This window comes from Bacillota bacterium (assembly GCA_030019365.1).
Taxonomy (GTDB): Bacteria; Bacillota; Sulfobacillia; order JACIYH01; family JACIYH01; genus JACIYH01.
Window position 1 is genome coordinate 43,537 of sequence record JASEFA010000005.1, and the last position, 23,997, is coordinate 67,533.

Annotated in this window: 17 protein-coding genes; 12 read left to right on the forward strand and 5 right to left on the reverse strand. The window is 69.2% G+C overall.

The window, feature by feature from the left end; genetic code table 11:
- The first annotated feature begins 31 nt into the window (after positions 1-31).
- The 6 genes from QME70_09035 to QME70_09060 all read left to right on the forward strand — a co-directional run bounded on the left by QME70_09035 (position 32) and on the right by QME70_09060 (position 7,339).
- Positions 32-1,225 carry an MFS transporter gene (locus QME70_09035; protein MDI6894733.1) on the forward strand — a complete coding sequence of 398 codons (1,194 nt, stop codon included), beginning with the start codon at positions 32-34 and terminating at the stop codon, positions 1,223-1,225.
- A gap of 33 nt (positions 1,226-1,258) precedes the next feature.
- The gene (locus QME70_09040; protein MDI6894734.1) at positions 1,259-2,488 is read left to right on the forward strand and encodes a GNAT family N-acetyltransferase; all 1,230 of its coding nucleotides are present in this window, start codon (positions 1,259-1,261) and stop codon (positions 2,486-2,488) included.
- Between the two features lie 43 nt (positions 2,489-2,531).
- The gene (locus tag QME70_09045) at positions 2,532-3,443 is read left to right on the forward strand and encodes a dihydrodipicolinate synthase family protein (GenBank protein ID MDI6894735.1); all 912 of its coding nucleotides are present in this window, start codon (positions 2,532-2,534) and stop codon (positions 3,441-3,443) included.
- Positions 3,444-3,737: 294 nt separating this feature from the next.
- Positions 3,738-4,976, forward strand: coding sequence for an iron-containing alcohol dehydrogenase (locus QME70_09050; GenBank protein MDI6894736.1), 1,239 nt, complete (start codon positions 3,738-3,740; stop codon positions 4,974-4,976).
- Between the two features lie 86 nt (positions 4,977-5,062).
- Positions 5,063-5,473, forward strand: a complete 411-nt coding sequence (locus QME70_09055) for an SCP2 sterol-binding domain-containing protein (protein ID MDI6894737.1) — start codon at positions 5,063-5,065, stop codon at positions 5,471-5,473.
- Positions 5,474-5,488: 15 nt separating this feature from the next.
- Positions 5,489-7,339, forward strand: a complete 1,851-nt coding sequence (locus tag QME70_09060; protein ID MDI6894738.1) for an aldehyde ferredoxin oxidoreductase family protein — start codon at positions 5,489-5,491, stop codon at positions 7,337-7,339.
- A gap of 103 nt (positions 7,340-7,442) precedes the next feature.
- Here QME70_09060 and QME70_09065 read toward each other — a convergent pair whose 3' ends face one another.
- Positions 7,443-8,540, reverse strand: a complete 1,098-nt coding sequence (locus QME70_09065; protein ID MDI6894739.1) for an Ldh family oxidoreductase — start codon at positions 8,538-8,540, stop codon at positions 7,443-7,445.
- A gap of 132 nt (positions 8,541-8,672) precedes the next feature.
- Here QME70_09065 and QME70_09070 point away from each other — a divergent pair, with 132 nt between their 5' ends.
- The gene (locus QME70_09070) at positions 8,673-11,153 is read left to right on the forward strand and encodes an N-acetylmuramoyl-L-alanine amidase (protein MDI6894740.1); all 2,481 of its coding nucleotides are present in this window, start codon (positions 8,673-8,675) and stop codon (positions 11,151-11,153) included.
- Between the two features lie 24 nt (positions 11,154-11,177).
- Here QME70_09070 and QME70_09075 read toward each other — a convergent pair whose 3' ends face one another.
- The 3 genes from QME70_09075 to QME70_09085 all read right to left on the reverse strand — a co-directional run bounded on the left by QME70_09075 (position 11,178) and on the right by QME70_09085 (position 13,690).
- Positions 11,178-11,474, reverse strand: coding sequence for a PDGLE domain-containing protein (locus QME70_09075; GenBank protein MDI6894741.1), 297 nt, complete (start codon positions 11,472-11,474; stop codon positions 11,178-11,180).
- A 69-nt stretch (positions 11,475-11,543) separates the two neighbouring features.
- Positions 11,544-12,194 (reverse strand): energy-coupling factor ABC transporter permease, encoded by a 651-nt coding sequence (locus QME70_09080; GenBank protein MDI6894742.1) that lies wholly within the window; start codon positions 12,192-12,194, stop codon positions 11,544-11,546.
- Positions 12,140-13,690, reverse strand: coding sequence for an ATP-binding cassette domain-containing protein (locus tag QME70_09085; GenBank protein ID MDI6894743.1), 1,551 nt, complete (start codon positions 13,688-13,690; stop codon positions 12,140-12,142). The genes QME70_09080 and QME70_09085 overlap by 55 nt, the downstream gene beginning before the upstream one ends.
- A 280-nt stretch (positions 13,691-13,970) precedes the next feature.
- Between QME70_09085 and QME70_09090 the strand changes: the two genes are divergently transcribed.
- From QME70_09090 to QME70_09100, 3 genes are all read left to right on the forward strand, one after another.
- The gene (locus QME70_09090) at positions 13,971-15,182 is read left to right on the forward strand and encodes a S8 family peptidase (protein ID MDI6894744.1); all 1,212 of its coding nucleotides are present in this window, start codon (positions 13,971-13,973) and stop codon (positions 15,180-15,182) included.
- An 823-nt stretch (positions 15,183-16,005) separates the two neighbouring features.
- Positions 16,006-16,800, forward strand: coding sequence for a TIGR04076 family protein (locus QME70_09095; GenBank protein ID MDI6894745.1), 795 nt, complete (start codon positions 16,006-16,008; stop codon positions 16,798-16,800).
- Entirely contained in the window at positions 16,797-18,689 is a 1,893-nt protein-coding gene (locus tag QME70_09100) for an aldehyde ferredoxin oxidoreductase family protein (protein MDI6894746.1), read from the forward strand. The genes QME70_09095 and QME70_09100 overlap by 4 nt, the downstream gene beginning before the upstream one ends.
- 72 nt (positions 18,690-18,761) lie before the next feature.
- On the opposite strand, the gene QME70_09105 is transcribed toward QME70_09100, so the two are convergent.
- A complete protein-coding gene (locus QME70_09105) occupies positions 18,762-20,555 on the reverse strand; it encodes a PQQ-binding-like beta-propeller repeat protein (protein MDI6894747.1) in 1,794 nt (597 codons plus the stop codon).
- A 471-nt stretch (positions 20,556-21,026) separates the two neighbouring features.
- Between QME70_09105 and QME70_09110 the strand changes: the two genes are divergently transcribed.
- Positions 21,027-22,268: an MFS transporter gene (locus tag QME70_09110; GenBank protein ID MDI6894748.1), complete on the forward strand. Its 1,242-nt coding sequence runs from the start codon at positions 21,027-21,029 to the stop codon at positions 22,266-22,268.
- A 407-nt stretch (positions 22,269-22,675) separates the two neighbouring features.
- A complete protein-coding gene (locus QME70_09115; GenBank protein ID MDI6894749.1) occupies positions 22,676-23,995 on the forward strand; it encodes a trypsin-like peptidase domain-containing protein in 1,320 nt (439 codons plus the stop codon).
- Positions 23,996-23,997 lie beyond the last annotated feature (2 nt).

Sequence of the window (23,997 nt, forward strand, 5' to 3'; positions counted from 1 at the left end):
TGGAGGGCCGCTTCCGGCGGGAGCACTGGGGATGAGGACGGCCGGATACCGGTACTTCGTGGTGAGGTACGTGCTGGCCGTGGGGGCGGTCGAGTTCTTTGCCTTCAAGATGCTGGACCCTTTCTACCTGCAGTTCCTCACCACGGAGCGGGGCATCGGGCTCACTCCCGGCCAGTTCGCCACCTTTGTGGCCCTGGGCGGCTGGGTCACCATGGCCCTCGATTACCTGACCGGTGCCGTGGCCGACAGGGCGGGGCGTCGTGCCACCTGGGCGGCGGCCCTCTTCGTTTACGCGGGTGCCATGTTCTGGCTGAGCCGCGCCATGACCTTCCGCCAGGCACTGACGGTCCCCATCCTGCAGGGGATTTCCTGGGCGCTGTCGAGCGGGTCCCGGGAAGCGTGGCTGTACGACCATGCCGGGCAGGACGGTACCCGGCGGGCGATGGCGGCCCTGTACCTTTACTCGGTGCCCCTGACCCTGGCGGGTGCGGGGATGGCGACCTGGCTGGGGACGCGCGCGAACATCAGGGCTCCCATTGCCCTTACCGGGGCGATCATCCTGGGTGTGGGCCTGCTCGTGTTGACCTTTCCCGAGAACTACGGATCCCGGGCGCGGCGGTGGCGGGAGGTGCTAGCGAGCGGGCTGGGTCAGTTCAGGTCGAGCCGGGTGCTGCAGCTTCTGGCCCTGCAGAGCTTCTTCATGACGCTGCCCATCTGGATTAACAGTGCCTGGTGGCTGACGTTTGTGGTGGAGGAGTGGCACGTCAATCCGGCCCGGGTGGCCCTGTCCTTCGGGATCACGGCCACGGCGGCGGCGGGCGCCGGGCTGATTCTCTCTCGCATGAAGGTCACCCGTTACCGGGCCCTGCTGGTCTATCCGACTGCGGCTGCTGCTGCCGCTTACCTGCTCATGGCCCTCGCCACCGTACCCGCCGTCTTCGTATGCCTGGTGGTGGTGGCGGTGGCGAGCAGCTATTTCCGCAGCACCGGGATCGCCCTCCTGCGCAACGAGCACATCAGAGAAGAGAGAGCCACGGCCCTATCCTTCCTGAGCACCCTGGAGGGTGCCTTCTGGGTGGTGGGACCCCTCCTCTGGGGAGTGCTCATCGGGCGAGCGGGAATGCGGGTCTCGTTCGTCGTGGCCAGTATCTGCTGCGTGGCCTCGATGGGGCTCCTGCTCCTGGCCATGAGAGCCCATGCCTCCATGGGCAGGCTGGATGAGTGAGCACGGTGTGGACGTAATCAAGGGGGCTCGAGCATGAGGCACGAGCAGCACGTGCAGGTGAGGATGCTGCGACGGGAAGACCTGCCCGCGATATACAGGTGGTTCCGCCACCCGCTGGTCCTCCGCCAAACGTTGCAGTTGCCGTCGCTCCAGCTGGGATGGATGACCAGGTGGTTCCAGGACCCGCAGAACACCATTCAACTGGTGGCCGAGGCGATAGGAGGGGCCGGGACGGGCGACGTCGGGCCAGCCCGGGTGGTCGGAATGGTGTCCCTGCACCGCTTCTCCGGGCGGCAGGATCACGTGGTGGGCCTGGGCATCTCGGTAGACCCCGAGTACCAGGGGCAGGGGATAGGGACTGGTCTGATGACGGCTGCCCTGGACCTGGCCGACCGGTACTGGCGGCCGGTCCGGGTGGAACTGGACGTGTACCCCGACAACGAGGTGGCCCTCCGCCTGTACCGGCGGTTCGGCTTTGAAGAGGAAGGACGGAGGCTGCACCACGTCATCCGTGACGGTGCTTATGTGGACACGGTGGTCATGAGCCGCATCCGCTGGCAAGGAGCAGCCCCAGGCAGCACGAGCGATCCGCAGGCACACTCAGCGGCCTCGCGCCGCACCAGCGATCTCGAGCGGCAGGCGATGGCCCCGGGCGGCGCCATCGGTCCTGAAGGGGAGGCGATGGCCCCGGGCGGTGCGGCCGCCCTCGAGGTGCGCCCACCGGCCCCCGGCGATGCTGCCGGGCTGGTGCGGCTGTACTGCGACCCCGAGCTGATGCGGAACAGCCTCCTGCTGCCGTTTCCCCCTCCGGACGAGAAGAAGATCGCGGGAGAACTCGAGTCATTCCCCCCGGCACCGGTTCACGTTTTCGTGGCCCTGTGGCGCGGTGAGGTGTGCGGAGAGGTCCGCCTGGTGCCCTGGCGCTCCCGGCTCTCGCGGGGTGCTGAGATCACCCTGCTGGTGCCGCCTCCGGGCAGTCCCCTCGCGGTCGCGCTGGGCTTCCCACCCGACGGGGTGGTGCGGGCCCTGCTTGGTGCGGCGCTCAACCTGGCCGATCACTGGCTCCTCTTGCACCGTCTGCAGCTGGACACCTATGCTGACGAGGCCTGGGTGTTTCCCGTCCTGCAGGAGCTTGGCTTCCTCCAGGAAGCCCGGCGGCGCCTGGCAGTCCTGCGCGACGGTGTGTTCTCCGACCGCCTGGTGTGGGGTCGGCTGGATGCCGGCCGGGCAGGATTTGCACGCGGGTGTGGGGAAGACACATGAGCTGGCAAGACGGATACGGAAGGCGACCGGGGGGAGTAACAGCATGGCAGAGGCAAGGTTCAGAGGAGTGTTCGCGCCGATTCCCACACCGTTCGGTGAAGACGGGGAAATCGCGTACGGAGCGCTGCGGGATAACCTGGCCCGGTGGGCCCGGACCCGCCTGGCCGGTCTGGTGGTGCTGGGGAGCAACGGCGAGTTCCCGTTGCTGGAGCCGGACGAGAAGGAGGCTCTGGTGGGGTTCGTGCGGGAGCACTTCCCCGCGGACCGGCCCGTCATCGCGGGCACGGGGTGCGAGTCGACGCGGGCCACCATCCGCTTCACCAAGAAGGCGGCCCAGCTGGGAGCCGACGCCGCCCTGGTGCTCAATCCTCATTACTACAAGGGATCGATGACCGAGGCAGCCCTCAAACGGTTCTACCTGGATGTGGCAGAGGCCTCGCCCATCCCCATCATGATTTACAACATGCCCGGGAACACCGGCCTCAACCTGCCCGCCAGGCTGGTGGTGGGGCTGGCCGAGCACCCCAACATCGCGGGCATCAAGGACAGCTCGGGTAACATCGTGCAGATCTCCGAGATCCTGGCCGGAGCCCCGCCCGGATTTGCCGTCTTTGCCGGGTCCGGCAGCTTCCTGCTGCCCACCATCCTGATGGGCGGTGTGGGCGGCACCCTGGCCGTGGCCAATGTGATACCGGACCGGTGCGCGGACATCATGGCTCTGGCCGGTGCCGGCCGCCTGGGGGAGGCGCGCGCCATCCAGCTGAGCATCCTGGCAGCCAATGCTGCGGTGACCAGCCGGTGGGGGATTGCCGGCCTGAAGGCGGCCCTGGATATGATCGGCTATTACGGTGGTCCGCCCCGGCCTCCCATCCTGCCTCTGGACGAGGAGGTCCGGGCCGAACTGCGTGCCATCCTCACTCGGGCAGGTGCTCTTCCCCCATCCAGCGAGTGCTGATGGTGGCCAGGAGCAGCGAGCGCTGGTTGGGGCACCCCGTCTTGCGGCACAGGTTGGACAGGTGAGTGCGCACCGTGTGAAGGCGGCCCACACATCTACGGGCGACGTGCGATCCACCAGCAGGACGATGAGCGCCGGGCCAGATCCCTGTTCATGAGGAGACCCACGCTGAAGGGCATACATCTCGCCTCACCTTCCGGATCTTCAAGCGAGAGGCGAGCCCTTCTGGACATTCCGTCTGCAAGAGTTATTCGACGGATAGCGAATATTTCCTTGACAGCGAGGGGGTGCGGTGTGGGGGATCGGGTATGGGGTTTCTTCCAGTTCCAGTTGCCCACGCGGGTTGTGGCGGGAACGGAGGTGCTCTCGAGCCTGGCCGAAGAGGTGGCGGCGCTGGTCGCCCGGGGTGAGCAGCCGGAGCCATCCTGCCGGGTGCTCCTGGTGACCGACCGCTTGCTGGCAGACGCGGAGCCGGTAACCATGGTGGTGGACTCCCTCCGCCAGGGGGGTCTGGAGGTTGAGGTTTTCGGTGAGGTGAGTCCGGACAGCTCCCTGGACACGGTGCGGCTGGGCGCCCAGGCGTACCGCGAGGCGGGGGGCGGGGTGCTGGTGGCCGTGGGGGGCGGGAGCAGCATCGATACGGCCAAGGCCATCAACATGATGGTGTCCACGGGGCAGGACATCCTGGACCTGCAGGGGGTGGGGGTGCTGGAGCGGCCCCTGCGTCCTCTGGTGGCCGTGCCGACCACGGCGGGCACGGGCAGCGAGGTAACCTTCTTCGCCATGATCAGGGATACGGAGCGGGGAGAGAAGCTGCCTTTTGTGAGCGCGTATCTGGCGCCTCACCTGGCGGTCCTGGCGCCCCAGCTCACGGTGGGCATGTCCTCCTTCCTCACCGCCAGCACCGGAATAGATGCCCTCACCCATGCGGTGGAGGCTTTCCTGTCGGGTAACCGCGACCCCGTTTCGGATGCGCTCGCCCTGCGGGCCGCGGGCCTGATCGGACGCTTCCTGCCCCGCGCCACCGCCTGCGGCGCCGACCTGGAGGCCCGCGCCCACATGCAGGTGGCGGCCTGCCTGGCCGGGATGGCCTTCAACCATCCCATGGTGGGGGTGGTGCACGCTCTCGCCCATGCCGTGGGCGGGCGGTACGGTGTGCCCCACGGGTTGGCCAACGCCATTTTTCTCGCCGAGGGGATGCGCTTCAACCTGCCGGGCAACGAGGAGCGCCTGATCGAGCTGGGCCGCGCCATGGGCCTGCCGGGGGTGCCCGCGCCCGGGGCGGCCGTCCCCGGCCAGCCGCAGCGGGAGGATCGGGGGCGAGCCGGCGAGGTGGCGGCCGGGAGGGTGGTGGACGGGGTGGCCGCCTTCATAGATTCTCTGGGGATACAGCGCAGCCTGGGGGCCGCGGGGGTGGGTGAGGACGCCGTGCCCGTAGTGGCGGAGCTGGCCCTTGCCGACGGATCCCTGGCTGCCAACCCCCGCTGGCCCGAGTACGACGACCTGGTGGCCATGGTCAGAGCCGTGCTGTAGGTGAACGCCCGGGCCGCGACTGGGGCGGGGCGGGATGGGACCTCCTGCCGCCGGACCGGGCGGGGGGATGGAAAGGGGGAGTACCGGTGCCGTATTTCAAGGACGCCGACGACGTGTACGACCTGCTGGGGGGCCTCTTCCGCCAGGGCCGGGAGCACGCCGACCTGGCCCCCAAGGTGGCGGCGTCGAAGATCTTGATCCAGTTCCAGTATCGAGAACCGGAGGCCGTGATAACTATCAATGCCAGGAACCCCCAGGAGCCACCCTTTGACGTCATCCTGGGTCCCACCGACATCAAGCCCGACGTCGTGATGAGCATGAAGGCGGACGTGGCCCACGAGTTCTGGCTGGGCAAGGTGAACCTGCTCACCGCCCTGGCCCGGCGCCAGATCGTGGCCCAGGGGCCGGTGTCGGTGGCCATCAAGCTGGTGCCCGTGCTGGGGCCGGCGTTCAGCCTCTACCGGCAACTTCTGGAACAGAAGGGCCGCCCGGCCTGAGGGAGGTGAGGGCAGATGAGCGGCTGGCACGGGCGCTATCTGGAGGTGGACCTCGGCGGGGGCCGGGTGCAAGCGCGTGCCTGGCCGGAAACCTGGGGCGAGCACTTCGGGGGAGGCAGCGGCCTGGGGGCCTGGCTCGTCTGGAGCGAACTGGGAGCGGCCCTGCCGCATCAGGATCCCCTGGATGCCAGTTCGCCCCTGGTGTTCTTCACCGGTCCCCTCACCGGTAGCGGCCTGCCCGGCACGGCCCGGTCGGTGGTGTGTGCCCTTTCGCCGCTCACGGGCATCTGGGGGGAGGCCAACGCGGGCGGCAACTTCGGCCCCGTCCTCAAGGCCGCGGGCTGGGACGGCATCCTCATCAGAGGGCGGGCGGCCCGGCCCTGCTGGATAGAGGTGGGGGACGGCGGTGCCGTGATGCACCCAGCCGATGATCTGTGGGGTCGGGACACGTACGAGACCACGGCCGTCGTGCTCGACCGGGCCCTGCGGGGAGCACTGGCGGCGGTGGCGTGTATCGGGCCGGCCGGCGAGCGGCGGGCTCCCCTGGCCGCAATCATCCACAACCGGGGCCACGCCTTCGGCCGCACGGGCATGGGGGCGGTCATGGGGAGCAAGAACCTGAAGGCCATCGCCGTGGGGGGCAGGACGCTTCCGCCGGCGGCCAGCCCCGCCTTGCTGCGGGAAGTCCGTGCCCGCATGCTGGGTAAGATCAGGGAACACATCGTCACCCAGTCCCTCTCCTTTGCCGGAACCGCCAGTTCCATTGATCTCTCCAGCCTGAGCGGTGACCTCCCCGTGCGCAACTGGACCCGCCCCGGCTGGGAGGGAGCGGAGGCCATAAACGCCACCAGCTACGAGTCCATCCTGGTGGGAAGGGAAAGCTGCTTCGCCTGCCCCGTGGGATGCAAGCGCCGGGTGCGTACGGAGCGGGCGGAGGGGCCGGGGCCGGAGTACGAAACCCTGGCCGCTCTGGGAAGCCTGCTGGAGGTGGCCGACCTGGGGGCCATCGCCCATGCCAACGAGATCTGCAACCGGGCCGGCCTGGACACCATCAGCCTGGGTGGGACCATCGCCATGGCCACGGAGCTGGACGAAGCCGGCCTTCTTCCCGCCGGGATGATGGGGAGCCTAAGGTTGCGCTGGGGGGATGCCGCCGCCATGGTGGAAGCGGTGCGACAGGCAGCGGCGGGTGAGGGCCTGGGGAGGTGGCTGGCGCAGGGTACGCGCCGGCTGGCGGCGGCGCTGCCCGACGACGAAGCTATCAGGGACGCGGCGGTGCACGTCAAGGGACTGGAAGTGCCCATGCACGATCCCCGGGTCAACCACGGCATGGCCCTGGCCTATGCTACCTCGTACCGGGGGGCCTGCCACGTTTCCGAGCTCAACTACTTCCTGGAACAGGGGGCGGCCAGCATGCCGGTGCTGGTACCGGGGGAGCCCCTGCCGGGCCCGTCCGGCGAAGGCAAGGCCGCCCTGCTGGCGGCAGCCCAGGATTTCACGGGACTGGCGTGCAACTGCCTGCTGTTCTGCTACTTCGTCCTGGTGGCCCTGGACGAGACCGACGTCTGCCAGGCCGTTGAGGCGGTCACCGGGCGTCCCGCCACGGTGGCGGGGCTGCGGGAGACCGGGGAGCGGGTATGGATGCTGAAGAGGCTCATCAACACCGCCCGCGGAGTCACCCGCAGGGACGACCTGCTGCCCGCCCGGCTGCTGAGAGCCTTCGACGAGGGGCCGGTGGCGGGGTCGTCTCCCGAACCGGAATCCATGCTGATCGAGTTCTACCGGCTACGGGGCCTGGACGAAGAGGGCCGGCCCCGGGCGGAGACGCTGGCCCGCCTGGGTCTGCCGATGGCGGGCGCGAGGTGAGGTGCTGCCTCTTCGGCGTGCCGGGCGCCGGACCCCTGGGCGCACGCAGGGGCCCGGCCGGCAAAGTGCTGGTCCGGCCTTAGCACGGCGCAAGGGCGTCGGCTCAGAAGGGGAACGGCCAGGAGACACCCAGTTCGCGACAGTTGGTCCTGATCTCCTCCAGGACGGCGGCGTTGACCGGGATCCCTTCCCGGGCTCTTTCCTCTTCGGCTTCGAATTCCTTCTCCCCGGCCAGAAAGATGCGATCCTGGCCTTCTTCTTTGGGGGAGCTTTTCAGCTCGCGGATGAACTCATCCAGGCGGGCCTTGAACTCTGTGGGGGGCATGACGGCGGCTATCTTGATGGCGGCGAAGAAGTGGCCCACGTTGGACGGCCGTCCCTGGGGGTCGCCGGGCGGATAGACGTGGGTGAGGAAGCCGGCACCGGCGAGCACACCGCAGAAGATGTCCACCGCGGCGGACAGGCCGTATCCCTTGTAACCCGAGGTTTCCGCCGGGCCACCCAGCGGGAACAGACCACCGCCGCGCAGGATGCGGTCGGGGTTGTCGGTTGCCTTTCCGGTTTCGTCGGCTCCCCAGTGGGGAGGCACCTTTTCCTTGCGACGGTCGAACACTTCGATGCGGCCGATGGGTACCACACTCGTGGCCATGTCCAGCACGAATGGCCGCTCCGTGCCGGCGGGGGCGGCCACGCTGATGGCGTTGGTGCCGATGATCCGCTTACGCCCGTATGTGGGGATCACCAGGGGCTGGGTGTTGGTGAGGGAGATACCGATCATGTCGCGGGGCAGGGCCATCATGGCGTAGTAGCCGGCGATGCCGTAGTGGTTGCTGTTGCGCACCAGGACAGCCGCCATGCCCGCTTCCTCCGCCATCTCCAGGCACATACTCATGCCCCGCACTCCCGCCACCTGGCCCATGCCGTTGTTGGCGTCCAGCACCGCCAGCCCGGGGGTACGTTGTACCACGGTCACTTCGGTGCGGGGGTTGATACGTCCCACCCGCAACCGGTTCAGGTAATACGTGTTGATCCTCTGCACCCCGTGGGACTCGATCCCCCGCAGGTCGGCCCTGACCAGGACGTCGGCTATGGTTTCGGCCTGATTCGGCGGGACATCCACCCGCTCCAGGATGCGTGCCACGACGTCCTTCATTGCCCGGGCGTCGACCCTTACGTAGACGGGCTGGCTCGCTTGCGCCACCGGCTTTCCCTCCCTTGGACGGTTTGCTCCTGATTTTCGACACGGCCCGCTTTTCTCCTACCGGAACTCTGGCGGAAACAGCAGGGACCTCCCGGGCGTCAGTAATGGGTGGGAGCGCATGGAGGCAGGCCGATGGGACGTTGGACAGGCTCGGGGCAGGGCAGGTGGACACCCCTGCTGGCGGTCTTGTTTTTGATGGTGCTGGTGGCGGGCATCGCTCACATTCCGCGGGGCGCGCCCGTCCTGGCGGCGACCGTGGACTTTCCCCTTGAGGGCCTCATCGCTCTGGTGGCCGGTGATGTCTGCAACCTGAGGGCAGGACCCGGTACTTCGCACCGGGTGACGGGCCGGGTCACGCGGGGAGACCGGCTGACCGTACTGGGTGCCCGCGCGGGCTGGGTCAACGTGCAGCACGACGATGGACCGGCCGCCTGGATCGCGGGGTGGCTGGTGGAGATAGACCTCACCCCGCGCCGGGCGGTGGCCGTCGTGGAACGCGCCAATGTGAACATGCGGTCGGGGCCGGGACTGGATCACCCGGTGGTGGGCAGAACCGACCGGGGGAACCGTTATCCCGCCCGGCTGCTGCGGGGTGAGTGGGTCCAGGTGGTGGCCGGAGAGGGGACGGCCTGGATCTGGCTCCCCCTGGTTTCCCTGCACGCCGGGCCACCCACCGGCGCGCCATCGACGGGCGCACCACCTGCCGGCGGGCCGACCGCCGGCGCACCAGGCACAGGCGCACCACCCGGGGCCGGGGTGGCGCCGGGGGCGGAGCCGGCCGGGGGGCCGGCGGGATCGGCCGTGCCGGTGCCGGGAGGATCTCCGGGCCTGTCGCCGGGCTTCCCGGCCGGGATGCTGGTCTATCCCGCGGGCACGAAGACCATCGTACGGCGCAGCGCCGTCCCCGATGCGGAGCCAGTGGGCACGATCACGGTGGGCAATCCGGGCCGCTACCTGGGCACCCGCGAGGGGTGGGTGCGCCTGGAGACGGGCGATGGGGCGCGGGGCTGGGTTCCGGGTGGCGAGGTGCGCATGGAATGGCCGCACGACCGGCGCATCTACTCCCGGGTGGGGCCGGCGCTATGGGAGATGGGCAGCTACCGCACCGCCACCGTGACCGCACGTAACGTCAACTTCCGGGCCGGCCCGGGGCTGGGCTACCGGGTGCTCACGCGGCTGGGTCGGGGGGACACGCTGAGGGTGGTGGGTACCTCGGGTGCCTGGATCCAGGGGGTTTCGCCCCGAGGGACGGTGGGCTGGGTGGCGGCGTGGCTCACGGGTGGGGTGAGGGCGCCCCGCGACGCCTTCCGGATCTCGGTGGAGGGAGACGAGAGAAGCCGCCTCCTCAGCATATCGGGCGGGTTTTCTTCCGCCACCGTTCTGCCCCTGGAGGGAGGAAACTGCCTGGCCGTGCGCACTTCCTCTCCCCTGGCGGCCCGAGGTGCCCTGGGCGTGGGCACCTACGAGTTCGACTACATCTCCGTGGCCGGGAGCGAGGTGAGGGTTTTTCTCCGCGAACAGGCCAGCTACCGGGTGCTGGGTAACGAGCGCGGGCGCCTGGTGCTGGAGTTCCGGCCGGTGGTATCGGCAGTGTCGCTCGAGGCAGGGGACAACGGTGAGGTGCTGACCATCCGTACCGTGGGGTACGCGCGGCCGCAGGCGACGAGAAACGGTGAGCGGGTGGAGGTGTTCCTGCCCGGTGCCGGCCCCGATCCCGCGCTGGCCGCCCCCCGCGCGGGGGGTGCTGCGGGCGGCGTTCAGGGCGACGGCGTCGGAGGTGCCGCCGGCGGCGGCCCGGGCTCCGGTACGGGCAGTGTCCCCGGGGCTGTCCCGCGTCCTGGATTGGTCACGGGGGTGGACCTGCGCACGGGGGCCGAAGGGGTGACCCTGAGCGCGAGCACCCTGCCGGGGGTGACCTTCCGGGTGGAGAAGGGCGCCAACGCCATCCGCGTTCGCTTCTCCCCGCCCGGCCTGCGGGGCAAGACGGTGGTGATCGATCCCGGTCACGGAGGAGAAGACACGGGGGCGCGCGGGCCTACCGGTTTGCTGGAGAAGCATGTTAACTGGGAGATGTGCTGGCGGCTTGCCCAGTCGCTCCAGAGCCGGGGGGCGAAGGTTATTCTCACCCGGTACGGGGACAGCTCCGCGCAGCCGCCCGCCGACTGGACGGGGGAAGGGGACGATTACGAAGGGGAGCTGTCCTGGCGGGCGGCGTGGTCCCGGGGAGCGGACCTGTTCGTATCCGTGCACAACGACTACTACCCCGCCCGGTCGGTGCAGGGGACCACTACCTATGTGACGCCGGGCACCCTCAACGGGGCGGAGTCGAGGCGGCTGGCCGGGCTTGTGCAGGAAGAGGTGGTGGGTGCTCTCGGCACCCTCAGCCGCGGTGTGCAGGAGGCTGAATACTACGTGACCAGGAAGGCCCGCTGCCCCGCCGTCCTGGTGGAGTTGATGTACGTGTCCAACCCCAGGGAGGAATCATTCCTGCGGCAGGAAGCCACCCAGTGGCGGGCAGCTCACGCCATCCTGAGAGCCCTGGAGCGGTATTGTGGCGCGCCGACCGCCCAAGCGCCGCCGCAACCGGAGGGACCCCCGGTACCCCGTCCGTGACGCGGGTGGACTTGCGGGTAGCGGCTAGTGGCGGGTGGCGCGTAGGGCCAGACGGGTGAGCCCCCACACGACGAAGAAGGTTACCGCCACCCCCAGGAGGCCGGCCAGGGCGGTGGCCGCGCTGCCCGGCACGCCGGGGAGGATGTAGTCCGGGATGGGTGCCCGGAGGAGGGTGATGGCCCGGGCGATGAAACCGTGGTCCTCGGCTACCCGTTCCAGGCCGTCCGGCCAGGAGGAGGCAACGGGTGCGAGCAGCAGCGCCACCAGGCCGGCGGCCGCCAGCATCCACCAGTGAACTCTGCTGTGGCGTCGTTCCCTCATGGGATATCCCCCGCTTTCTTCACAGTAGGGCGTTCGCGTCAGCTTTCCCCCTGGTGACCGACCCGTCCCTCAGGCTGGCAGCTTAGCCGGCTGGGGTGGCACTGCACCCAGGAGGCCGGGGCGCACGCGGGCCAGGTAGGCGAGGACGGCGGTGGTGATGATACCCTCGCCCAGCCCGATCAGGGCGTGCCACGATGCCATGGCGGGGAGAGCCACCCGCAGGGGGATGGCGCCCGCGAGGGCGAGCTCCAGGGCGGCGGCTACCGCCGCCAGCACAACCGACACCCAGCTGGCCAGGAAGGCGGGCACGGGGCGAAAGCCGGCCGTGCGCCGAGCAAGCAGACGGTAGGTCAGATATCCCGCCAGGGTGCCCAGCACGGCCATGTTGAGGACGTTGGCCCCCAGGGCGGTGATGCCGCCGTCTCCGAATACCAGGGCCTGGATGATGAGCACTGCCGTGAGACTCAGGCACGCTGCCCAGGGTCCGAACAGGATGGCGAGCAGGGTTCCTCCCAGCAGGTGTCCGGAGGTGCCTCCGGCGATGGGGAAGTTAACCATCTGAGCGGCAAACACGAAGGCCGACATGGCGGCGAGCACGGAGATGCGACCTTCGTCCAGTTCGCGGTTGAGGCGGGAGGTAGCATATCCCACCGCCCCTGCACCCATCACCGCCGTGCCCGCCAGGGTCCGGGGGTCCAGAAATCCGTCCGGAATGTGCATGACTTCGCCTCCTCGTCCAGGAAGTCGCGGGGATCGCGTCCGGGTGGTGTCAGCATAGCTGCCCAGGGCACGCGCAGCCGGGCCCGCTCCACCAGTTGCCCGTTGGCCAGCAGGCCGGGCGTGCCCGAGGCCAGAACCTCACCTCCCTCCAGGAGCAGCATGTGGTCGGCCCAGGCCGCGGCCAGATCCACGTCGTGGGTGGCCAGGATGATGGTCTTGCCGCCCTGGCGCAACGTTTCCAGGATGGCCAACAGCTCGGACTGGGTGGCCGGATCCAGGAAGGCGGTGGGCTCGTCCAGCACCAGGATGGCCGGGTCCATGGCCAGCACTCCCGCCAGGGCGACCCGCCGCTTCTGCCCGTACGACAGATCGGCGACCGGACGGTCGGCCAGGTGGTTTATCTCCAGCTGCTCCAGGGCACAGCTCACCGCCTCCTCCACCCGGGCGGAGGGCCAGCCCAGCTGCAGGGGGCCGAAGGCCACGTCCTCGCGCACGGTGGGGGCGATGACCTGGTCGTCCGGGTCCTGGAACACGAAGCCCACCCGGGTGCGAGCCCAGGGCAGCGCCGCCCTATCCAGGCGATGTCCCAGTATGTGCACCTCCCCCCGGCCGGGGGAGAGCAGGCCATTGAGGTGAAAGAGCAGGGTGGACTTGCCGGCTCCGTTGGGACCCAGCAGGGCCACCCGGCTGCCGCGCGGCACCGTGAAGGATATGCCCTTGAGCACGGGCGGGCCTCCCGGGTAAGAGAACCACAGGTCGCGCACCACGACGGCAGCGTCGTCCGTCCCCTCCGCCACGGCCCCCGCCACGGCAGCGTCGCCCGTCGCTGCCACGGCCGTCACGGGCGCAGCTGCGCTCACGGACCGGTAGCCGCGGGCGACCATGGCCTGGTGGATGCGCTCGCCGCGGTCCAGGGTGCGGAGCAGGGATGCGCCCAGCAGGCGACCCAGGATGGCTGCCGAGCCGGAGTGCAGGACGGTGCGGGCGCGGAATCCCCGGCACGCCAGAGCGCGCTGCATGCGCAGGATCTCCCGGTGCACGAGATCGCCGTAGCGGACGATGCCACCGATGAGGCGGGTGAGGATGGGAGGAAGACCCAGGTGGCGGAGGGCACGCAGGAGACCGGGCCACCCGGCGGTGCTGACCAGAAGCGCCACCGCCAGGAGCGCCGAGAACATGCGCAGGGAAAGGAGCAGGCCCCGCTCCAGTCCGGGCAGGGAGAGGCTCAGGCCCGGCCAGGCGCTCCCCAGAGGCGATACGGTGGGCGGGGATCCGGTCAGCCCCAGGACCGCCACAGTGGTAACGGCAAGGAAGAGAGGATATGCCAGGAGCCTGGCCAGGTTCCGCCAGGAAACGCCCCGCCAGCGGCACACGGCCAGCAGAACCAGCACCGCGCCCGCCAGGACCGGAATCCTGTTCAGGTTGACCAGGACAACTATGCCCGCCAGAAACCCTGCTGCCAGAATCCTCCTCTGCGTCACATGCGTCACTGCCACGCACAGATCACCGCTCACATTGTAGCACGAAAGTCCGCTGCGTGCTACCCCCGCCGCGGAATGTCGAAGGTGATCGCGTCGATGTGGTGCGGGGAGGTCGCAACGTGATGTTACATGCGGGGGCGGAGGCGGCGCATCCGCATAATCGTCGACACCACGGTTGGCAGGGGGCTGGTCAAGGTTGAAGGATAAGACCAGGCCCCCTCGAAATACCAATTGACTGGCAGGAAAGAGGTGGGTGGGTACCTGCCGGCACGGGATGGGAAGGGAGGTTTGAACCGTGGAGAGACGCGTGTGGTTGCTGGCCCTGGCCGTGGTTCTCTGCGGCATGCTGGCGGGTAGTGGATGGGCGGTCGCTGCGGCAGCGGCTTCGGCGGGAGGCACGGCGGGGGGTCTGGCGGGTGAGGCGGGGGGGCACCGGTACATCGTGGTGTTCCGCCCGGGTCTGCCGGCCGCCGAACAGGTTGCCCTGGCCCGGCAGCACGGAGGTCAGGTCGTTCACCAGTTAGGCCTGGTCAATGCGCTGGCCGTGGAGTTTCCGACGGCGGTGCCGGGGGCCCTGGCCAGCCATCCCGGGGTGGCCCGGGTGGAGGTGGACGCGCGGGCCTTTGCCCTGGCGCGCAAGCCGCCAGCCCAGCCGGCTCAGCAGGTGCCCTGGGGCGTGGACCGGATTGACGCCGATCTGGCCTGGGCATCGTCCCGGGGCGCGGGCATCAAGGTGGGGATAGTGGATACCGGGATCGACAAGGACCATCCCGACCTGCTGGCCAGCGTCAAAGGCGGGTACCTGGCCATCCAGACGGGCGCGTACAAGAACAAGGGGCCGGACGCCTGGGACGATGACAACGGGCACGGCACGCACGTGGCCGGCATCGTGGCAGCGGTGGACAACACCATCGGCGTGGTGGGAGTGGCCCCCGAGGCCTGGCTGTATGGGGTGAAGGTGCTGGACCGGACCGGGTCCGGGTACTACTCCGACATCATCGAGGGCATCCAGTGGTGCATCGATAACGGCATGCAGGTCATCAATATGAGCCTGGGCGGTTCCACGGACAGCCCCGCCCTGCACGACGCCATCATCACCGCGTACAACCGGGGGATCACGGTGGTCTGCGCCGCCGGCAATGAGGGTCCCGGGGAAGACACGGTGTGCTACCCCGCCCGCTACCCGGAGGTCATCGCCGTGGCCGCCACCGCGGCCGACGATTCCGTCCCCGATTTCTCCAGCCGGGGCCCCGAGGTGGACATCGCCGCACCGGGCGTGAGCATCCTGTCCACCTGGAAGGGCGGGGGCTATGCCACTGCCAGCGGCACCTCCATGGCCAGCCCCCACGTGGCCGGGACGGCGGCACTGTACCTGGCCGCACGCGGGCCGGCTTCTCCCGATCAGGTACGCCAGCACCTGATGGCGACCGCGGAGCCCCTGCCCTATCCCTCCACCTGGGTGGGGGCCGGGCTGGTGGACGCCCAGGCAGCAGTCTCTTCCCGCTGACGCCTTCGCCGGCTGCAGGCCGGGTGCAAGCAGGAGTTAGCCCTTCGTGGGGCGAATCAACCGGGGTCGCCGGGCTTTCCGGCGCCCCGGTTGTTCTTTCGCCGCCTGAGAAGGTGACCTCTTGCTGGCAGGCTACCTGTATCTCCTGGTGGCCGTATTCGCCTGGTCGTCCTACCCCGTCCGCACCAAGATCGCCTATGGCGTGGGGTTGACGCCCCTGGCATTGGGTTTCCTGCGGTTTGGGCTGGCCCTTCCCGTCCTGCTCCTCGCCTGCGTCGGGCTTTACCGGCGGAGCCTGCGCGCGCTGCTGCGGGACCGTTCCTTGGGGTGGAGCGTGCCCGCCCAGGGGATGGCTTTTGCCGGCGCTGCCCTCACATCTTTCTACGCGGTGGAGATGATGCCGGCCTCCCTCGCCACCATTCTCCTCTACCTGTCGCCGGCGCTCACATCTCTCCTGGCGGCGGCTTTCGCCCCTTGCCCTGGTGCTGGCGGGCCTCTTGCTGGGCGAGCGGCTCCTCCCCGTGCAGGTGCTGGGAGCGACCCTGGTGGTGGCCGGTGTGCTCATCCTGGGCCTGGAGGACTACTATCGCTTTCGTCTGCGCTCCTGAGCCGGTGTGGCGCCACGCCATACCACGGCAACCGGCGGAGTGGCAGCGGGACCGGTGACGGCCGGGGCACCGGTTCCCCGGGTGACCGGGCGGCTTTCGACAGGGGAATTCCCTTCGCATGACGAAGATCTCTGCATCTTTGGCCGTGGGCCGTCCCGGTCCCGCTCCGGAGGCTGGCCCGTTGCGGCCTGGTATTCCCTGCGTGGAGGTTCGTCATGTACGATTTGCGCATTGTGGTGGAGGAAGTCAGGGGCTTCTGCGATATGCCCATGCGGCCGGGTGACTACTGTGAACTGCGGGGCAGCCGGCTATCCGTTCCCGAGGGCCGCTATTTCTGCATGTGGGCGCTGCAGAGCGTGCTGCCCCTGTTACCCGTCAAGCAGCGCCGCACCGCGGAGGAGAACGACTGGATTCCCCGTACTTTTCGGGTGGCCTGTCCTGACCCGGACGGCATGGTCATCCTGCGCATCGAGCAGATCGACCCCCGTGCCGAGCGGGGTACGGCGGGCCCGCTGCCGCGGCTACTGGTGGACCACCGCGCCTGCGCGGGGTGCCGGGCGTGTGAGCTGGCCTGCAGCTACCGGCACGAAGGGGCCTTTGCTCCCTCCCTTTCCCGCATCTGGGTGAGGAAGGATGAGCCCGCCGGGCTGGACGAGCCCGTGGTGTGTCGGCAGTGTGGAGTGGCCCGCTGCGTGCAGGTGTGCTCCTGCGGGGCCCTGAGCCGGGACCCCTGCACGGGGGCGGTGCTGGTGGACGCGGGGCTGTGCATGCGCTGCGGCGACTGTGCCGAGGCGTGTCCTTTCGGTGCCATCAGGATTCACCCTGACACCGCCCTTCCCCTCATCTGCGACCTCTGCGACGGCAATCCCGCCTGCGTGGGACGGTGCGTCACGGGCGCCCTCCGTTACGGCCGGGCGGGCGACGCCGCGCGCGATGGCCGGGCGGGCGCGGGTGAGGGCGGGGGGGCAGACAAAATGAAGGCGAGTGCGGCTGGGGGGCAGGCGGGATGAAGGCGAGTGCGGAGCGGGGGTGCGGTTACGCCGGGCGGGTGCTACGCGTCGACCTGGACACGGGGCGGAGCACCGTCGAGCCCCTCGATGCCGAGCTGGTCCGCCGGTACCTGGGGGGACGCGGCCTCAACATGCGGGTGCTGCACGATGAGGTTCCGCCCGAAGTGGAGCCCCTGTCCCCCGAGAACCGGCTCATGTTCGCCACCGGCCCCCTGGTGGGTACCACCTTCTCGGGTGCTTCCCGGGTCAACGTGAGCGCGCGGTCTCCCCTCACCGGCATCCTGGGGGACAGCAACGCCGGGGGGTTCTTCGGACCCGAGCTCAAGTACGCCGGCTTTGACCAGGTGATCATCGGGGGGCGGGCGCCCGACCTGACCTACCTCCTGATCACGGAGGAGGGGGCCTGCCTGCGTCCCGCCGGGCACCTCCGGGGCCTGGACGTCTGGCAGACCCAGCAGGCCATCCGGGCAGAGCTGGGCGATGAGGGTGTGCAGGTGGGGGTGGCGGGCCCGGCCGCCGAGAACGGGGTGCTGTTTGCCGGAGTGTTCTTCAACCTGGCCCGTCCCGCTGCCCGCACCGGCATGGGGGCGGTAATGGCGGCCAAGAACCTCAAGGCGGTGGCGGTCCGGGGCCGGGGGGCGGTGAGGGTGGCCGACCGCGCCGCTTTCGACGCGGCGGTGGCGGAGGCCGACGCCGCCATATTCGCCCATCCCGAATACGAACCCCGCAAGCGGCTGGGCACGACCCGACTGGTGCGGGCCCTGCACGGCCTGGGGTGCCTGGCCAGCTTCCACTTCCGCACCGGCCGGTTCCCGGGGGTCGACCGGGTCTCCGGCGAGCATCTCGCGGCCACCTACCGGCTCAAGGGCAAGGCCTGCTTCGGTTGCAACATCCCCTGCAGCCGCTTCTTCCGCGTGGATTCCGGACCCTTCGCCGGGCTGGCCAGCGAGGGTCCCGAGTTCGAGGGCCTGGCCGGGTTCTCGTCCCGGGTGGGGAACGACGACCTGGCGCTGGCCCTGCGCGCGGTCGACATGTGCAACCGTTACGGCATGGACGTCATCTCCACCTCCGAGGCGATCTCTTTCCTGATGGAGCTGGCCGAAGCTGGCACTGTGAGCCCCGGCGAGACCGACGACCTGGACCTGCGTTGGGGCAACGGCCAGACCATCCTGGCGCTCATCGAGAAGATCTGCCGGCGGGAGGGCATAGGGGAGGTACTGGCGGGCGGGGTGCGCCGCGCCGCCCAACTCATCGGGCGGGGAAGCGAGCGCTACGCCATGCACATCAAGGGCATGGAGGTGTTCCAGGCCGACCCCCGCGGCATCAAGGGGTACGCCCTGGGGCTGGCGGTGGCCAGCCGGGGCGGCGATCACCTGCGCTCGGAACCGTGGTTCGAGCTCACCGGAAACCGGGAGGAAGCCCTGCGCCGCTTCGGGGTGGCGGAGGCGGCCGAGCGCCTTGCCCCGGCAGGTAAGGGCGTCCTGGTCAAGCACTACGAGGAGCGGTGCGCCCTGGCCGACTGCCTGGAAGTGTGCAAGAACACCCTGGTCAACATGGAGATCCTGCCCTACGACCAGGCGGCCCGCATCCTGAGCGCCGCCACCGGCTGGGAATTCTCCGAGGAGGAAGTGCGCGACGCCTGCGAGCGCCTGGTGAACCTGGAGCGTTGCTACAACGCCCGCCTGGGGCTGGGGCGCGGGGACGACACCCTGCCCGAGCGCTTCACCCGCGAGCCCCTTCCTTCCGACAGCGGACCCTCGGCGGGCAGCGTGGTGGAGCTCGACCGGATGCTGGACGAATATTACCGCGCCCGCGGCTGGGACGAGTCGACGGGCCTCCCCAAGAAAGAGACGCTCTCCCGCCTCGGCCTCGAACCGCCAGCCACCTGACCACTGTCAGTCCCGCCCAACCGGGTACGAATCCCCGTCGGGGCTTATGTGCCCTGAGGTGGCGGTCAAGACCTACGGGGCCGGGGCCGCTGCGGGGGCGGGGACGGCGAAGATGCCCCGGCTGGACGCCACGTATACCATGTCCCCGGCCACGGCCGCGTCGTAGGCCTGACCGGGTGGGTAGTACTGCCACGACACGCTGCCGGCGTAGAGATCGCAGGCGATGATCCCCGGTCCGTAACGGATGATGAGGGTGTTGCCGGCCAGGACCCAGTTCTCGTGTTCCTGGAAGCCGGCGGGCAGCGAGGAAACCCGCGACCGGTCAAGCTCCCACAGGAAGCCCCCGTCGCCCGCCCGGTAAGCGCTGATGCGGTTGTACGAGGTGAGCAGGAGGACGTCCCTGTAACTCCGGAGCCTGCACCATTCTCCCGCGGGCACCGGGATTGAATACCGGGGGCTGCCGTCAGGCCCCAGGTGGTGGATGGGGCCGTGGTCCCGCGTCAGCACCGCCACAGCCAGGCCGTGAGGCGTGGCCGCCCAGTCGACCCCAAAGCAGTCGTCCGAGAGTTGCCGGGTCCAGAGGGTGTGTCCGTCCAGGCCGCGGGCGGTGAGGTACCGCCCCTCGCTCCCGGCTTCGGCCACGTAGATGGTGTCCAGAGAGGGAGCCACCTGCATGCCGGCGAACCTGCCGCGGGCAAACGTCTGCCAGCGGATGGCGCCGGTTTCCGCGTCGCACACATACAGGCACTCGGGCTGCAGGCCCACGATGCCGTCCGGGGTGGCGCTCAACCGGGGAGACATATCGGGGGGCGAAGACTCGTTGACCCGGAAGTCTACGAACTCCTTAGCGCGGGTGGTACTTGCAGGGGGTTCGGGAGGCTGGGGCCGCGAGGCCCACACCAGTTGCCCGTGGGCATCGAGCCGGCGGAGTTCCCGGGAGGTGAGCACCCAGAAACCTTCCTCCGGACAGGGGACCACCTGCCCCGCATCACCCAAGTCTACATTGTGCATGGTGCGGTCCTGCAGGTCCAGGATCTGGCCCGTTGAGCCTCCCCGGGGCCGCAGGAGCACGTGGCCGGAAGACACCACCGGCCTCTCCCATACGTTACGGGCGGTATCGGAGCGCATCCGGTTCGGGCCAGGATCCAGGTCGGCCGTCCAGAGCAGGTGGCCGTCACCGCTGTGGAGCACCTCTGTCCTCCCCGGGAGGGGCACGAACACCAGCGCGTCCCCCTCCACGGCCAGGTCGGCCGGTGCGAATGAAGCCCTGCTCCAGGGTCGCGGCGCCAGGTGAGCCCAGACTGCCGGCCAGGGAGTCCGCGACCAGACCGGTTGGGGCTGCCCGGCGGGGCGGACGGGGACCGCCGCCCGCGCGCTCAGGAGACTGGTGGCCGCGCTCAGGGTGAAGGAGGCCAGAAATATGAGCGCCACCGCGCCCCTTCGCCGCTCGCTCAGATTCCTCACGCGCTCCGGCACCAGGGGGGCCAGCGCCAGGGAAAGGATTACTCCGGCCAGGGACATGAGGAAGAAGGAATGGAGGTCCGGTGCCCAGCAGCCGTGGCCCGCCCAGAGGGGGATGGCGAGCACACACGCTATCAGCGTCAACACAGAGAGGCCCGCCGCTCGCGCGATCTGCGCTGCCGTGGCCGGCCTGGCCGGCCCTCGGGCGAGCCACACCGGCCAGAGGACCGTCGCCGCCACCAGCATGTATGGTGTCAGCAGCCATCGACCCGCGGTCAGACCCGCTCTGGGCAGGCGAAACAATACCTGTGTCACCACGAAGCACGCCAGCAGAACGGCGGGAGCCACCCAGCGGTGCATCCTTTCCAGCCGCAGTAACAGCGACACCATCACCGGCCGTTCCACGCCCTGTCGCCCTTTCCCCTGGTTCCTCAACTGAGAGACGTGCTATCCATCGTCTGCGTTCCCAGGTCATCCCGTGCCTTGCCGCATCTTGACACTCAAATGCTTCAGGCTTCATGCCATTTGGGGTTGTCCGTGGTGGGACGTGCTTGAGACCATTTCGAGCGGCAGGGAGCCGCCCCTGGGGTGCCGGGCCTCAGCCGGTTGGAAGGCAGGAGTTTCACGAACGGAGAGACCCGGCGGTGTGCGGTGAATCACGGAGCGGGAATCCGTGTCATCGAACGGGCGCTGACATGCGCTTCCGGTCCGTGGTATGATGTCCTGGCGAACGTATGCGTGAGGATCGGTCTACCGGGTGGGCCCGTGGCCGTGGGGGAGTGGCACAGAAGTGTGGTGGCGGTGTCATAGCCGCACTCAATGGATGACCTTATTCTGACGACGAACCGGCCGCGCAGGCCGTGGCAGGACTGGCGGGTGCTGGTGGGCCTGTTTTTCGCGGGCTGGGTGGTGATGTACACCAACCGCACCATCCTCTCTGCAGGCCTCAAGCTGCTGGAGCAAGAGTGGTCCGTGGGTCCGGCAGGCCTGGGCCTCATCAACTCCGCATTCTTCCTTGCGTACGCTCTCATGCAGGTGCCGGCCGGTGTCGTGGGCGACCGGCTGTCGCGCCGGATGGTCCTGCTGGCGGGGTGGTTCCTGCAGGCGGCGGGCACGGTGGCCGGTGCCTTCTGCCCCGGCATCGGTCTTTTCGCTGGTGCGCGGGTCGCCACCGGCCTGGGGCAGGGCACCTACTACTCCACGCAGTATGCTCTGGCCACGGCCTCCGTGCCGCCCGAGCGCCGGGCCCGCGCCCTGGCGCTCATCAATTCGGGGATGAGCGCTGGTATCCTGGCTGGTTGGGGTGCGGGGGCGGTCGTGCTCTACCGGTGGCAGGTACCGTGGCGGTCCGCCTTCCTGCTCCTCGGGCTGGTCACTGCGGGTCTGGGTATCGTGATGCTGCTGGCGGTGCGGGAGGGGCTACGTCCCCGGCCAGCCACGGTCCCGGGCCGGGACGGGGCGACCACTGCGCGGGGCGGAAGCGGGAAGACCCTGGTGCTGGCCTGCGCCACTTCCTTTTGCAGCATGTATCCTTTCTACGTGTTCCTGACGTGGCTGCCCTTCTATCTGCAGGCGTCCCGCCACCTGGAGGGCGGGGAGGCCGGGCTGGTTTCCGCACTGGTACCCCTGGTATCCATCCCGGCGTCTTTGCTGGCGGCGGCCTGGTCGGACCGCCGCGCCCCGACGCCGTTGCACGGTGTCGCGCCGGCCTCGTCCGACCGCGCCGCCCCGATTCCGGGCGGCCGGACGGCAGGGTCGCGGCGGGCGACCGCGCTGGCTGGGCTGCTTCCTGCTTCGGCGGTTGCGGTGGTGCTGGTGGGGCTGGTTCCGGGACATGCGGCGTTGTACGCCGGTGTCCTGCTATACGGTTTGACCGGGAAGCTGGTGGTGGACCCGCTGCTGGTGGCTGAGGTTGCCGGGGCGACCCCCGCGGAGGCGTACGCGAGGGTATTCGGGATACTGAACCTTGCCTCCACCGTGCCGACCTTCCTTGCTCCCGCGGTGACGGGCTGGCTTGTTGGTTTCACCGGCAGGTTTGAGATGGCATTTGTGGTGAGTGCCGTCGTGCTTGCGGCCGGTACTGCCAGTGCGACGGCCCTCCGCCGCTCGAGCACCTGATGCCAGGCGCGAGCAGGGTGCCCCCTCGCTGGTCCCTCGCTGGAGGGCTGGGGCAGCAGTGTCAGCGGACTGACCGCGAGACGGTCTTAACCGTCAGTTAGCTGACCATGTGCCCGCTCGGGCTGGACCCACGGGAAGCGACGGTAAGCATAATACGGCACATAGGCCACATATGTAAACGGATGCGGCTCGCGTGGGGAGGTCGGGCTGCTTCAGTGTCAGCGCACTGACCGTGGTGGGCCGCTGAGTGTCAGCGCGCTGACTGTGTCGGGATCTGCCGCCGCGATCGCGGCGGCTGGACTGGCGCTCCGGGGTGCGCCTTCACATTGTTTTCACATTCTTCGTCTATACCGGAGATGGCCGCCCGCAGCCCACGAGGTGCGGGCGCTGGGAGGTCGAGCAAGATTATGGAGGTAAATCCGGAAAACACACGCCCGGTGGGCGACGCAGAGATGGCCCCGGTGGGCGACGCAGAGATGGCCCCGGCGGGCGAGGTCGCGTCGCAGGAACCCCGTATGGCCTCAAGGCAGCGGTGGTTCGCACGGCAGGGGCGGTTCTGGAGGGATAGGGCACCGGTGCTGGCGGTGGTGGCCCTGCTGGTGGCCGGGATGATGATGGGCGGGACGGCGGTGTGGGCACATCTCTCCGCCCGTGCCGTCGCCCAGATACCGGTCGGTCACCCTCTCAGCGTGACCGCCCTCCCGGAGGAAATCCCGCCCGGTACCGTTACCGCCGTCTACAACCGGGTGGCACCGGCGGTGGTTAAGATGGAGGTCAGCAAGGTCACGCAAGGCTTCTTCGGGCCTCAGTCGGAACAGGGTACGGGGTCGGGAGTGATCGTGGACGGGCGGGGCTACATCATGACCAACTACCACGTGGTACAGGGTGCCCGCCAGGTGAAGGTGACCCTGGTCGATGGTGTTACCGTGGACGGCGTGGTTACCGGCACGGACCCGGGCAACGACCTGGCCGTAGTGAAGATCAACCCCTCCGGGCACGACCTGGGTGTTGCCGTCCTGGGTGACTCGGACCGGGTGCAGGTGGGGGAGCTGGCCATCGCCATCGGGAATCCCTTCGGGCTCGACCGGACGGTTACGGTGGGCATCATCAGCGGCAGGGATCGCCAGATGATGGGAGTGACGGGCCGGACCATACGCGGTCTCTTGCAGACGGATGCCGCCATCAACCCGGGCAACTCGGGAGGACCCTTGCTGAACGCCCGCGGAGAGGTCGTCGGCATCAACACGGCCATCCAGAGTCCCGTCGAGGGGTCGGTGGGCATAGGCTTCGCCATCCCGATCAACACCGCGCGGCGGGTGCTCCCTGCCCTGGTGAGCGGCCAGCAGGTAGAGCATCCCTGGCTGGGGATCGGGGGCGTTGCCATAACCTCCGAACTTGCGGACCGGCTCCGGCTGGACACCCGGAGCGGCGTCCTGATCACGCAGGTGATCGAGGGCAGCCCGGCCGACAGGGCGGGGTTGCGCCCGATGTCCGTGACCCAGTCGGGCAGAACACTGGTGGGCGACATCATCACGGCGGTGGACGGGCGTGCCGTGAAGTCGGTGGACGACGTATCGCGCTACCTGGAGACGAAGCGGCCCGGGGACCAGGTGACGCTGACCGTGTTGCGTGACGGAGCCACGCTGCGGTTGAAGGCCACCCTGGCCGCCTGGCCCGAGAACCTGCCGCGGCAGGAGTCGGTGCCGTCTTTCCCCGGCCTGCCCTGAAC

Coding starts and splice junctions, on each gene's coding strand:
- QME70_09075 (MDI6894741.1), bottom strand. CDS start 11,474: ATGAGGGAACGACGCCACAGCAGAGTTCACTGGTGGATGCTGGCGGCC.
- QME70_09060 (MDI6894738.1), top strand. CDS start 5,489: ATGAGCGGCTGGCACGGGCGCTATCTGGAGGTGGACCTCGGCGGGGGC.
- QME70_09035 (MDI6894733.1), top strand. CDS start 32: ATGAGGACGGCCGGATACCGGTACTTCGTGGTGAGGTACGTGCTGGCC.
- QME70_09070 (MDI6894740.1), top strand. CDS start 8,673: ATGGGACGTTGGACAGGCTCGGGGCAGGGCAGGTGGACACCCCTGCTG.
- QME70_09100 (MDI6894746.1), top strand. CDS start 16,797: ATGAAGGCGAGTGCGGAGCGGGGGTGCGGTTACGCCGGGCGGGTGCTA.
- QME70_09045 (MDI6894735.1), top strand. CDS start 2,532: ATGGCAGAGGCAAGGTTCAGAGGAGTGTTCGCGCCGATTCCCACACCG.
- QME70_09080 (MDI6894742.1), bottom strand. CDS start 12,194: ATGCACATTCCGGACGGATTTCTGGACCCCCGGACCCTGGCGGGCACG.
- QME70_09095 (MDI6894745.1), top strand. CDS start 16,006: ATGTACGATTTGCGCATTGTGGTGGAGGAAGTCAGGGGCTTCTGCGAT.
- QME70_09115 (MDI6894749.1), top strand. CDS start 22,676: ATGGAGGTAAATCCGGAAAACACACGCCCGGTGGGCGACGCAGAGATG.
- QME70_09040 (MDI6894734.1), top strand. CDS start 1,259: ATGAGGCACGAGCAGCACGTGCAGGTGAGGATGCTGCGACGGGAAGAC.